The organism is Thalassospira profundimaris (assembly GCF_003326675.1).
GTDB classification, from domain to species: domain Bacteria; phylum Pseudomonadota; class Alphaproteobacteria; order Rhodospirillales; family Thalassospiraceae; genus Thalassospira; species Thalassospira aquimaris.
On the sequence record NZ_JPWF01000007.1, the window covers coordinates 154,730 to 167,764 of the forward strand.

The following is a 13,035-nucleotide window of genomic DNA, read 5'->3' on the forward strand; positions in this document are numbered from 1 at the left end:
GCCGTCGCTTTCTCGTTCGAATTCATCGTCTTTGTCAGCTTCTTACCGGTCCACGCCCGAAAATCCGGCGCAGGATTGCCCCCCATAGCGCGACACTTCCTGCCGGTTTCGATGCATTATCAATCCCGCTGGTATAAAGCGTGCGGATCAGGGCATCGCGCACCTCGCCCACCGGCTCCGGGGTGAAATCAAGCGTAAAGACCAGTTCATCCCGATCATTCACAAAGGCGGTCCGATCAATCCCCGCCGCGTCACATTTGGCCCGTGCACCGCCAAGCGACATATCGGTAATGGTCATCTCAAGTTGATCAATTGAACTGTCGACCTTGATTCGCGCCGGCAAGGTGATCGGAAAGCGTTCCTGTTGACGTTGCACCGGACTTTCAAAGCAGATCAGCAATGCAACCAGCAAGGTCAGCGCATTGATCGCCGCCCAAAGACCGCCGACCGCCAGAAAATCGGCATTATCGATGATTCTGACATCGGTATTGACGTTGTAGAAAAACCCGCCAATCGTCAGGACAAACAGGATGGCCAGAATGATTGCCTCATTCATTGAATGCCCGGACCCGGACTGCGATCCTTTGGGCGTAACCTTGAACGGTCGGCCAAACGGCCGGATCAATGACGACACCACAATCGGGAATAGCCGCAAGGACACCAGAACAGCTGGTCCTTCATTCACAATCGGATAGGCCTGTCTGCCATTGTGCCACATAGCCGTTCCCCAGCCTGCGACCAGAACCGGCAACTGCCAGTAAAAGATTTCCCAACTGCGCGCGTTTTCAAGCGGTTGCAACCCGAACCAGAAATAAAAGATCGGGATCATGATCACCAGCAAGCGCGCCGGCACATGAAACACCCAGTAAATCGGAAACAGCAAGATACGCTGCCACAATGACAGTCCCGGCCCCAATGGCCCCGCCTTTAGAAACAGGGTCTGAATACCGCCCTGACACCAGCGTTCGCGTTGCGTATGGAATGCAAGCAAGCTTTCGGCGGCAAGACCGATCGACAGCTTCTCGTTCAGATAGCGCGTCCGGTATCCTTTACGCAGCATTTCAAGCGAGGTCAGAATATCTTCGGTGATTGAGGCCGTCGGCACACCACCAATTGCATCAAGGGCCTTACGCCGCATCACCATGCAGGACCCACAACAGAACATTGAATCCCATGCGTCAAGTGACGGTGCGATATGATCAAAAAACAGACGCTGTTCATCGGGCCAACGGTCCGCAATCCACAAATTGCGTTGCATCGGGTCCTTGTTAAAGAAGTGCTGCGGCGTCTGAACAATCCCGATACCGGGATCTTCAAAGAAGCCCACAACACGTTTCAGAAACTGGCGATAAGCAACAAAGTCGGCATCAAAGATACACACCAGATCACCGCTTGATTGCAGCAAGCCGTTATTCACATTACCGGCCTTGGCGTGCTTGCCGTCCGGGCGCGCAACATAGTTCGCCCCCTTTTCCTTGCAGAAATCGCGGAGCCAATCACGTTTGCCGTCATCAAGTACCCAGATGGTTTTGTTGGGGTAATCAAGTGCCAAGGCTCCGACAATGCTGCGTTCAAGCACATCAAGCGGCTCGTTGTAACTGGGAATGAAAACATCAACACTTGGCCAGCTTTCGACCGGTCGTGCGGACAAGCGGGCATAGGCCTGATCGGCCTCGGCACTGCGATTGACGATCCGGCAATGCACAAGCGACTGGCGCAACATGTCGCAGAGGAAGACGATCTCGATCACAAACAGGAATACAATCCACCATCCCTGAAATGTCGCAAGATCGGCGGGCATCACCGTTTCGGTAATGCGCCAAGGAAGATAGCGCGCAATCAGTGCAATCAAAAAGAATACAACAACCCAACGCGCCCACAGACGATCACGCTGCAAGAACGGCGATGCCAGCATCATGACGCCAATCACCAGCGCCATGGGGGCCAATTGCGCGAATATATTCATCAGGACTGACTGCTTGCCCCGAACCAGCTGTCAAACCGGCCCGGAATACTGACTTCGGCGCGGCGTCCGACATTGCAGAAGGTCTCCGGACGTTCGTTAAACCCGACATCCGGAAGATCAACGACCAACAGGACCTCGTCCTTTTTCAGAAGCGGCGGCAATGCTGCGTATTCGAGTTCCGGTGCAACCGAGCGGGTTCCGCGCACGCCACTGACGACACCTTTGTATGTTTCGGGCGATCCTTGTAAACGCACAGTAACCTGGGTTCCGGTTGCAATCGTATCGGAAAGACTTTCGTCAACCGGCACTTCCACCCTGATCTCCGAACAGTCAAGCAGCTTGGCCAGATCATTATTCTTGGTCACGGTTGCAAGTTCGGTCGCCATGCGACGCCAGACAAGGCCATCAATCGGGCTGCGCACCAGCATGGATTCACGGCGTCCTGCCCGCATGGTTTCTTCGCGCAATTGCCGTTCAATCGATGACATCCGTCCGCGCGTTTCAGCCAATTGAACATTCAGATCGGCAATGGCCAAAACCACTTCATCAAGTCGCTGTTGCGAATAAGGGACGTCATTCTGGCCATCGCCAACAAAAATGCCCTTATCAAGAGATCCCGCCTCTTTGCTGTAACGTTCCCGATCCGCGCTTGCGCGTTCAAATTCCTGACGGGCTTGTTCCAAAAGGCTTTCCGCCTCGTCAACGCGGACCTGGGCCACGTGCCCATCCGCAAGAAGTGTTTTCTGACGACGCAGGCTCATTTCGCGTTCCTTGACGACCGAGTTCCAGCTTTTTTGCCGTGCTTCTGCTTCGAGAAGCTTGTAACGCAGGCTTTCCTTGGAACCGCTGATCATTTCGCGTACCCGCCCTGAAAGCTCGTCGCGCAAGGTATTAAGGGTCGCAAGCTTTTCGACCAGCGCGGTTTGCCGGGATCGCAAAAGCTGGTTTTCGCCATCAAGCTGCGCAAGCAATGCCTGCGGTTCGGTATCATCGGTAATGCGGGTCACAATCGTTCCGGTCGAAACCGGTTCACCGACATCGGGAATGGCCCGAACAAGCTGTCCACTGATCGGTGCCTGAATGGTCACCAGCTTGGCGTTCACAACGCCATTTGGCCGGATATCCGATACCGTCAGTGGCGCAAGTTGCCAAACAGCAATGACAACAATAACGACAGCAACAACCAGTCGGACGATTTGTCCTCGGGAAAACCGCAGGGCCATAAACCTACCTCAAACTTTTTGGGCATTTTTGCAATGCAAACGTGCAATACAGTTTGGAGGCAGTTTCAGAAATTTCAAGGTTATCTATTGGAAATTACATCACATTTTCGACCGGAACCGATATGCATTCTTCGAGGAACTGCATATAGGCGTCAAACGATGACTTTTGCCCGAATAGAATATGCGACCTGCTTTTGATCGCATGGGACACCACGGAACGACGACGCTTGTCTGTCGCAAGGGTCAGGGCCGTATCAACATAATCCGCCGAATGATAGGCCACACAGTCAAACACGGAAATCTGACGGTAACAGGTATGGCTGCGACGTGACCGTGCGGCACTTCCGGGCAATGTCACCAGTGGCACGCCAAGTCCAAGGCAATCAAATGCCAGCATGGCATCATTCCAGGCCGGACTTTCAAGCACTACATCGACCGCACAAAGAAGCGACAGCAAATCGGCACGGCTGCGCACATTCACAAACCGCATCCGCCCCGCCACATCGGCGTAGTTCACGGCAAAGCGCCGCCCCCATGCTGCGTCCCAACTATCACGTTCCGGCGCAATCAACAGCAATTCCGCGGTTTCATCCAGTCGCAGGATTTCGGCAATCAACGGATCAAATTCGGCGGTCAGAACATCAAGAGGCTGCGGACACAAATAGGTATTGCGATCTTGCGCCAAGCGCCAAAGCCGCTGCAACTCGGTCGCGGTCATATCTACATTTTCAGGCGGCGTTGCGTTTACAAACAAGCCCGGCAACCGGATCAGTTTTTCACTGAACCGCTTTTCACCGCCCGCTGTTTCCCAGTCCTCGGCGATCAGGTGATAGTCGATGTTTGACAAGCCGCTGGTAGCCGCAATGCCGCCGCCGGAAATCTGGATCGGCGCCAGACGCCAGCTTGCGAGCAGCATGGTATAGGCATCGGCCTGCGGATCAGCATAATGCAACACATCAAGATCAAGCCCCGAGATCACCCGTGCCGAATGCAAGGGATCAAGTGGCAAGGGCACGACCAGATCCGCATGCGCATCAATGCGCGATGTTATGTCATCCTCGCCAATCGGTGGACGGATCACGGTGACATCAAACCGGTCCCGGTCAATTGCATCCACTAAGCCAAGAATCCAGCGCCCAATACCGTTATCGCACATATTGGCCGACACGATCCCAAGCCGGATTTTCCCGCCACGCGCCGCCTTGACCTGATTGATTTTCGGCACGTCATAGCCGGAAACAAGACGTTCCCAATAATGACCAACCGCCCGAAGCTGCGTGTCACCTTCGGGGCGTAATGCAGCACGCCAGACGGGCGGGAAACGGGTCAAAATGGTCGGATCAATACGATCAGACGCAACAAATGACAGATCCGGTTCAAACGCATCATCGTCCGGGCCATCATCCAACAAATCACGGATAACTTCGTCGTTCTGGGCGGCAAGATTGGTCGGCACCGGCGCAAACAGCAAACGGCGTGCGGTTCTGAAAAGCACTGTGCTTTCACCCGCGGCAATTTTGCGATCAATGCCATTTTGCAAAACCGATTGTGCCGATGCTGTATCACCGTCCTCGGCCAGTTCGACAGCCAGACGGAATACCGCATCATCACCGCCGCCGGCCCCGATGGCCGCGCCAAACCGTTCGACCGCCTCGCTGTGGCGTCCGACAAGACTAAGTGCCTCGCCCATCATCAAAAGCAATTGCGGGTCTTGCGGATTTGCATCCAGAAGCGGTTCAAGCGCCCCAATCGCCTCCCCGCCCTGCCCGACGCGCAGATTAAGACGCGCCAAGGTGCGACGTGCTTTTGCATCGGATGGATCAAGGGCAAGCACCTGACGAAGGCAATGCTGCGCCCCTGCAAACTGGCCCAAACGGAACAGGGCATCGCCATAGGCGGTTAATGCGCGCTGATGACCGGGTTCAAGCGTCAATGCCCGGCGCAAAGGTTCGCTTGCCGATACCGTACGCCCCTGATCCAGGCGAATTTGTCCGATCAGGACCAGCGCATTGACGATGTCATCCCGCATTTTAAGCGCGGTCATACAGGATGCCTCGGCCGCAGCCACATCCCCCATCGCATAAAGACATGCCGCATAATTGGCGTGAATTTCGGCAATATCGGGTGCCAATGCCAACGCGTGCTCGTAATTCTCGCGTGCGTCCTTCAGATCATCAAGCTGGCGGTAGGTATTTGCAATATTGCAATACAGGGCTGGCGCATCCGGACATAGCCGAATGGCACGCTTGAACGCACCAACAGCATCACGCAACTTGCCAATCGCCTTAAGTGACTGGGCGTGATCATGCTGGATTTCGGCACTGTTGGCGTCTGCAATCGCCGCCCGCCCCATCCGTTCGGCGGCCAAGGCATTATTTCCCTGTCGCGCTGCCACCAGCCCAGCAAGATGCATGGCTTCTGCTGCTTGCGGATATGCGCGGATCAGCGTGCGACAGGCTTCTTCGGCCTCCGCAAACAGGCCCGTTTCATACAAGCCCAAAGCAGAATGGTAAGTGGCATCGAAATCAGACAAGGAATACCTGTAACCGTAAAGAACGTGATGATCGGCAACCATAAGGGCCAAGCGTTAACAAACCACGTCTTTGCCACAAATAAATGGCTCTGACCATGCCGTCTGGTCGCATTGCTGCATTGACGATCCGCGCTATTGGACATTTCCTGATCAAAGCCTGCAAACATCAATCTCAACACATTCAAAACAAACAAAAATCCCCCGACATACTGCCGGGGGATTTTCAGTACGTATTTCAGGACTGCAACTTGGAAAGTCTTGTTAATTTCCGCCGTAATAACGGCCAAAGCGGTTTACCAGAAGATCATCAAGTTTGATTTCTTCCTGACGGACATAACCGGTACCCGGCAATTTGCCGGTCAGAACCATATCCATCACCGCACACAGGCCAGCTGATGTCGTGATTTGAATAGCCGACCAGTTTTTGCCTCCAATTTCCGTGCCGTGAACCTTGCGAATAAAGTTTTCTTCGCACAGTTCGCCATTCCGCGTTCCAACCGCGTCGGCAAAGATCACGATCACATCCTGCTGGGTGATCGGAAGGGCATTTTCAAAGATTTCCTTCATCATGTCGGGACGCTCGCCCAGACGCAGGTCTTCGATCAGGATTTTGAGAATTTCCTGATGCCCCGGATACCGGACAGTTTTGTAATCAAGGTTATCAACCTTGCCTTCAAGCATGTCACAAAGCGCGCCAACACCGCCCGACGTATTAAAGGCTTCGTATTCCGTGCCATCGATGGTGAAACGTTCATACCCTTCAAGCGGCAACACCTCGACCCGTTTGCCATTCAGAATGGCTTCGCACGGATTAAGATATTCGTTGATCAAGCCATCCGTGGACCAGGTCAGGTTATATTTCAAACGGTTGGTCGGGTTTTGCGGCAAGGCACCGACACGAAGACGAAGCTTTTTAACCGTATCAAAGCGTTTGAAAAGATCATGGGCTGCAATCGAAATGAAACCCGGCGCCAGACCACATTGCGGGACAAAGGCACCTGTCGCGCCCTTGGAAATCTCGCGGATCGCGCGGGTGGTTTCGACGTCTTCGGTAACATCGAAATAGGATGCCCCAACCGCGCGCGCCACGCGGGCAATCGCAACATTAAGATAAAACGGGCATGTCGAGAGGATCGCATCATGGCCGGTCGCCACCTCGGTCAAGGCCACTTCGTCGGTAACATCGACCTTAACGAGGGTTGCGGCATCATCCTGTGCGCAGAATTCCAGCATCGCGCCATTGGCATCTGCCAATGTCACCGCATAGTCGCCACTTTCTTTAAGCATGACTGCGGCCATACGGCCGATTTTACCCGCACCAAGGATCAAAATCTTTTTCATTTTCTCTAACTCCCGACGGAACAGACATCATCGAAAACGATGCTGTAACTGCCCTGATAACGTTTTGTTGTTTACCCCTTTATGCTCCGCCGCTGGACTAACGCTTGCAACCCGGCAATACTGTCAAAACAATTGAATAGCCCGTCATTATTATGGTTTAAACCGATGAAACGCCGGATTGATGAAACTGACCGCCGCCTGATCGCACGATTGCAGGAAAATGCCCGTATTCCGACTGCGGCCCTTGCACGCGATGTCGGCCTGTCGCGCAGTGCCGTTCAGGAACGGTTGGAACGGCTGGAAAAATCACAAACCATTACGGGCTATACGGTTCAGCTTGGTGACACAGCCCGCCCAGTCCTGCTGGCAGAAGTCATGATCCAGCTTGAACAAAAACAATCTGCCGGGGTGGTCGGCGCATTACAAAAAATCCCGCATTGCATTCGATGCCTGGCGATTTCGGGGGAATATGATCTGATTGCCGAAGTCGCCGCCGACACCCCCGAAGAACTGGATGGTGTGCTGGACCGGATCGGCGAACTTGCCGGGATAAAACGAACATCGAGCTCAATCATCCTTTCAACCAAGTTCGATCGCCGCTAAGATGCCCTCCGAGGTTGGGGAACCTCCTTTCAGGAAGAAAACCGAGTGACACCAAAACGCAGATATTCTGTCCTTTCTGTCCTTCTTTCCAGTTTCATCGCCACCAGTGTTTTGGGCGTCGGTCTTGCTCTTTATGTCGGTCTTGGCACCGCATATGAAAACACCCGCAATCTATGGGTCATGCTGGCCGATATCGATCTGACATCTGTTCAACGGACCATGCATGAACGCATGAACGAGGTTGACGAACGATCCGAATGGGTCGCGCAGCAGGTTGAAGAAGGCACCCTTGACCCCAGCTTTCAATATGGCTGGACCAATGCGATGCGCGCCCTTGCGGCCGCAGACATGGATGTGATGGCCTATGGGCTGGTGACAGGTGACCGGCAGTTTATCGGGTTCAACCCCGAAGATATGACAGAGATTCGCCGCACCCTGCCCCAAGATGACATGCTGTTTTCCGAACTGGCGCATATCCGTGGTCCGGTGCCCAACCGCACCGGGTTCCCGCGCTGGGACCCCTATTTCAATCGCACGGTCCTGACCAGCTGGGTGCCGTTATTTTATGACGGGCACTATCTGGGTACTTTTATTCAGTATCTGTCGCTTTCCAATCTGTCAGACAGCCTGATTCGCGGGCGCGAAGACCTTCCGGGGACCCCGTTTATTCTGATTGGCGGCAATCGTGTCATGGCGCACCCCGATCTGCGTGACTGGGGCCAAAACACTGCCAACAAATTGATAAACGGTGCCGATATCGCGCGCAGCCCGATTCCCCTGCCGACCATTCATGATATCGGCGATCCGGTTCTTGCCAATATCGGCAAGTCCGAACGCATCAAAACTGGTGACAAGGATGAAAAACGGGATAGCAATCTTCGTCTCGCCGGGCTGGATGTCGATGGCAGCTATCATTTGATTGTCACCCGTCAGGTGTTGAATGCCCCGATTTCCCCCGTGATCATCGGCATGCATTTCACAGAAGAACTGTTTGATGATGAATGGAACCGGCTGGTTCTGGCATCAGTCCTTGGTGGTTCTGTCCTTGTGATCGCCGTCATCGTGGCAATCGTACTTTCCAAACAATTCACCAAACCGATCCGGCGCTTTGCCGCTGCGGCCCGTGCCTTTGAAGATGACGACATTGCATCAAGTGATGTCCCGCAACTTTCAGGAAGCCGCATTCGTGAATATGACGATGCAGCACGATCATTTAACCACATGATGGCAGCTGTTCATGATCGTGAACGGATCACCAGCCTGTTTGGTAAGTTCGTGCCGCAATCGATTGCCAAAAAGCTTCTGGCATCGGGTAACGATTCTGGTGTTTTGCCACCGCAACAATCCGAAGCAACCGTTCTGTTCGTTGATATCGCGCATTTCACATCAATGTGCGAAAGCCTGCATCCAAACCAGATTATCGCGATGCTCAATGACTATTTCGATTGTGCGACCCAGATCATCGAGTCCCATGGCGGCATCATCACCCAGTTTCAGGGCGATGCCATACTTGCAGTCTTCAACGTCTTTGACGATCTGAAACACCATGCAGATGCCGCACTTGATAGTGCAATCGCCCTGCAAACCGAGGTTTCCAACCGCACCTTCGAGGGGCTGGAAATTCAGGTTCGATGCGGGGTGAATACCGGCCCGATGGTTGCCGGGAATGTCGGTGCGAAGGCGCGCCTGTCCTTTACCGTGCATGGCGACGCCGTTAATACCGCGTCGCGTCTGGAACAGGAAAACAAGGTGCTGGGCACCAGGGTTCTGATTTCCGAAACCACCCGTGTTTTGCTTGCTGATCCGCAACGGGTTGTAAAAGCGGGCGAAGTGCTCTTGCGCGGCCGTCATAGCACGACCGAGCTATACACAGTTCCCGAAAAACCCGCCAAGTAACTCAGACCAAAAGCAAAAATCAAAGGGGCCGCATCACAGTTTCGCATTGCGGCCCTTTCCATGCACGTCAAAAGCCCATAGTCTCGTTTAATCACCACCACCGCATCGTCTTCATGCATGGGAGACTACTTTGGCTAAGCGTCACGGACGATTTTCCATTTTTGCTGTCTTGTTGGCCGGCTTGCTTCTAAGCAGCGGCACCGGCGTTGGATTATCGCTTTATTTCGGTCTTCAAACCGCCATTCAAAACACCCGTGATCTATGGATCACAATGACCAGCGCAGACATCGCCGATGCCGAACGTGTGGTCGCAGACCGGTTTGCACGAACAGCAGACCGCAACAACTGGATTGCGGCCAAGGTCGCAGAAGGCGCAATTGATCCACTTGCCCCCGCCTTCTGGACAGAACAAGCGCCTGTACTGATTGCAAGCGAAACCGCAATTGGCGCAATTGGCCTGACGACGGCCGATGGGTCGTTCATCGGTTATGATCAGCAAACACAGAAGGTCACAGAATCCAAGGCTGATCTATATGACATGATGATCAGCAAGCAGTTGCTGCAAATGGGACCCGGCCAAAGTCAGACACTTTTCCCCTATTGGCAAAGCATGCTTAAACAGGCGGTTCTGGGCGAAGCCATCCCGCTGTTTCATAACGGCCAGTATCTTGGTGTTCTGATCCAGTATTTGACCCTGCCCGGCCTGTCGCGCGATTTGCAAATGCGCAATCAGGAAGACGGTCGCACGGCCTTTATCACGGTTGGCGATCATATTATTGCCCATCCACGCCTATCGAACTGGCAAAAGGTGAATATGCGGTCCGAAAACTCGGACTTCATCCCGAAATCCATCGAAGAAGCAACCAGTGTCCTGCCCAGAATCGACGAAATCGGCGATCCGGTTCTGTCCCAACGCGCCAGATGGCAGCCTTTCGCACTTGGTGACAGTCTGACATACGCACTTGATCAACGGATCGAGGCCTCGCAGATTGTTATTAACGGACAGCATCAATTCATCGTCACCCGCGCGGAACAGGGTGAAACTTCAAGCCCGATCACGTTCGGAATGCATTTTGAACCGTCTGTCTTTGCCGCACAGGGCCAGCGTATCAACCGGCTCTTCCTGATCGGGGCTGCTGTTTTGCTGGGCGCGCTAATTATTGCAGCCATCATTGCACACTTCTTTTCCCGTCCACTTAAACGGTTTTCCGTTGCGACACGCCAGTTCGAGGACGGAAACCTTGCAGAAGTTCCGCAACTGGCGCCCAGTTCGATCAAGGAATTCAACGACGCGGCGAGTTCGTTCAACCACATGGTCCATACACTGCATGACCGGGCCCGGATTGAACGACTCTTTGGTAAATTCGTCCCACCGGCAATCGCCCAGTCGCTTTTGCAATCCCAAAGCGACGCTGGCACCGTTCCGTCACGCAAGTGCATTGCCACCACCCTGTTTGTCGATTTGCAGGGCTTTACCAGTATGAGTGAAAAGGCAGACCCGCAGGACGTTGTTGATATCCTCAATGCCTATTTCGCCGACGCCACGGAAATCATCGAATCCCGCAACGGGATCATTACCCAGTTTCAGGGCGATGCGATTCTTGCGGTCTATAATGCGGTTGGCGAAGACCCTGATCACGCCGACGCAGCCCTTGATACCGCCATTGCCCTGCAAAAGCTGGTTCACAGCAAACAGTTCAAAGGCACGACGCTGCGTTGCCGTTGCGGCATCAATACGGGTGAGTTGGTGGCGGGAAGTGTTGGCGCACCTGACCGGCTTTCATTCACCGTCAATGGCGATTCTGTAAACAGTGCCGCCCGGCTTGAGGTCATGAACAAGGAACTGGGCACAAAAATCCTGATGGGGGAAACCACCCGAAATCAGCTCAGTGACCCGTCCCGGGCCATTATGGCCAAAGAAGTCCTGCTGCGCGGCAGAAGCGAAACCTCCGCCGTTTACACGATCCAAATTGATGGACTTGAATAGTCGCGGTCTGCTTTTCAACGCATAACGCAGATAAACAAAACGCCGCACTGGATAAACCGGTGCGGCGTTCTGTAAAACCTTTGAGAACAAGGTACCGGGAATTAACCCTGGCGAGCCTTGAAACGCGGGTTCTTTTTATTGATCACGTATACGCGGCCACGGCGGCGCACGATACGGCAGCCTTTTTCCCGCAGCTTCGCGGATTTCAATGAGTTCCGGATCTTCATAATCTTAAACCTTAGAAACTTGGCCCCTTCGAGGAAGCCGGAAAATAGAAGTACGACATGCCCCTGTCAACACCTAAAACAGGTTGCGGCGACAGAAATTGGATCAAATCTCGTCAAAGTCGCCAGCAGCAGTCTGAAACCTGAGCGATCAGTTGATCGTTGCGTAGAACCGATAAAAGGCCAGCGTCCCATTTTCAAGCATTTTTACGCGATTCATCCACATTTCCATCTCTGGAACCATATAATCCATCATATCAGGGTCCAAACCGGACTTTTGGATGTCCGAAAGTAACGTCATCCATGCCTTTTTGATATGCACCAGATGGGTATCAGACTCATCCTTGGCGATGCGGATATCAAATTTAAGCTGTCCGAGACGCGATTTATATTCCTGCGCGGTCCAGGGGAACAATTCGCAATCTTCAAGTTTCGACCATTTCGCGATGTCATTTTCATCAAGATCACGAGTCAAAACGTAATCGGTAAAAAGAATCTGCCCCTGTTCACGCAAGGTACCCGCCACTTCCGGCAGGAAAGTCTCTTTGCTGGGGACCTTGAACAACTCGCCCAGTGAATAGACGACGTTGAAATATCCTTTGCGCAATTCCGGCGTGGATGGATCGAATGTCTGGACCGGGACTTTTTTCTGGGCACCGGCATGAACGGAACGCTCCATACCAAGCAAGGCAAGCTCGCCGTCCTGCTCAAAGGCAGTCACCCACACGCCAAGACGGTCGGCCAGCAAACGCGCCACACCACCAAGCTTTGCCCCGATTTCAAGGCAGCTTAGCGTTTCATCAAGAGCCAGCGGCTTTGCCAGCTCCAGCGCGTATTCGTGCCCTCCGGGGATCATGATCCCGTGATCAAACAGCTTGTCATACAGCCTGATACGTTCGGGTGGCCAACGACCGATCTCGTCATCAAGATCAAGCTCGCCAAGCTCCGGCTCGACCGGGCGCGACAGCCAGACACGCATCTTGCGCAGCCAGTCGGCATAGACATCTATTTCAAGCTGAAGCAGGTAATATTCGACAGGATCGTCATATCCTTCCCACTTGGCACGCAGACGAGTGCCAAGCCCCAGATGATGACCGGGCGGCATCTCGAATTCGGACGCTCCACCCTGCCCGTCTTCGGACAGATCGCCGTCATCGTCGGCCTTGCGCTTCCAAAATTTGAGTTTCAAGACGCCTACCTGTTTCGTCGCAATACGCGTTCACGTGATTTTTGCAAAATATGACAAATAGGCAAAAGTGACA

The 13,035-nt window shown here is 53.6% G+C and carries 9 protein-coding genes; 3 read left to right on the forward strand and 6 right to left on the reverse strand.

All coding sequences use genetic code 11. The features are described from left to right. Window positions 1-34: 34 nt before the first annotated feature. From TH19_RS12135 to TH19_RS12150, 4 genes are all read right to left on the reverse strand, one after another. Complete coding sequence (locus TH19_RS12135) at window positions 35-1,966, reverse strand: glycosyltransferase family 2 protein (RefSeq protein ID WP_114102615.1); 1,932 nt, start codon at window positions 1,964-1,966, stop codon at window positions 35-37. Beyond that, window positions 1,966-3,189 carry an HlyD family secretion protein gene (locus tag TH19_RS12140; RefSeq protein ID WP_114102616.1) on the reverse strand — a complete coding sequence of 408 codons (1,224 nt, stop codon included), beginning with the start codon at window positions 3,187-3,189 and terminating at the stop codon, window positions 1,966-1,968. Before TH19_RS12140 ends, TH19_RS12135 begins: the two co-directional genes overlap by 1 nt. A gap of 94 nt (window positions 3,190-3,283) precedes the next feature. Beyond that, the gene (locus tag TH19_RS12145) at window positions 3,284-5,722 is read right to left on the reverse strand and encodes a tetratricopeptide repeat protein (protein WP_258547938.1); all 2,439 of its coding nucleotides are present in this window, start codon (window positions 5,720-5,722) and stop codon (window positions 3,284-3,286) included. A gap of 261 nt (window positions 5,723-5,983) precedes the next feature. Next, complete coding sequence (locus TH19_RS12150; protein WP_114102618.1) at window positions 5,984-7,063, reverse strand: saccharopine dehydrogenase family protein; 1,080 nt, start codon at window positions 7,061-7,063, stop codon at window positions 5,984-5,986. A gap of 165 nt (window positions 7,064-7,228) precedes the next feature. Between TH19_RS12150 and TH19_RS12155 the strand changes: the two genes are divergently transcribed. The 3 genes from TH19_RS12155 to TH19_RS12165 all read left to right on the forward strand — a co-directional run bounded on the left by TH19_RS12155 (window position 7,229) and on the right by TH19_RS12165 (window position 11,549). Then, the gene (locus TH19_RS12155; protein ID WP_114102619.1) at window positions 7,229-7,666 is read left to right on the forward strand and encodes an Lrp/AsnC family transcriptional regulator; all 438 of its coding nucleotides are present in this window, start codon (window positions 7,229-7,231) and stop codon (window positions 7,664-7,666) included. A 45-nt stretch (window positions 7,667-7,711) separates the two neighbouring features. Then, window positions 7,712-9,562: an adenylate/guanylate cyclase domain-containing protein gene (locus TH19_RS12160; RefSeq protein ID WP_114102620.1), complete on the forward strand. Its 1,851-nt coding sequence runs from the start codon at window positions 7,712-7,714 to the stop codon at window positions 9,560-9,562. A gap of 130 nt (window positions 9,563-9,692) precedes the next feature. Next, window positions 9,693-11,549: an adenylate/guanylate cyclase domain-containing protein gene (locus tag TH19_RS12165; RefSeq protein WP_147250760.1), complete on the forward strand. Its 1,857-nt coding sequence runs from the start codon at window positions 9,693-9,695 to the stop codon at window positions 11,547-11,549. Between the two features lie 101 nt (window positions 11,550-11,650). On the opposite strand, the gene ykgO is transcribed toward TH19_RS12165, so the two are convergent. Then, entirely contained in the window at window positions 11,651-11,776 is a 126-nt protein-coding gene (ykgO, locus tag TH19_RS12170; protein ID WP_007090004.1) for a type B 50S ribosomal protein L36, read from the reverse strand. 148 nt (window positions 11,777-11,924) lie between these two features. Continuing rightward, window positions 11,925-12,962 (reverse strand): phosphoethanolamine methyltransferase, encoded by a 1,038-nt coding sequence (locus tag TH19_RS12175; protein WP_114102622.1) that lies wholly within the window; start codon window positions 12,960-12,962, stop codon window positions 11,925-11,927. Window positions 12,963-13,035 lie beyond the last annotated feature (73 nt).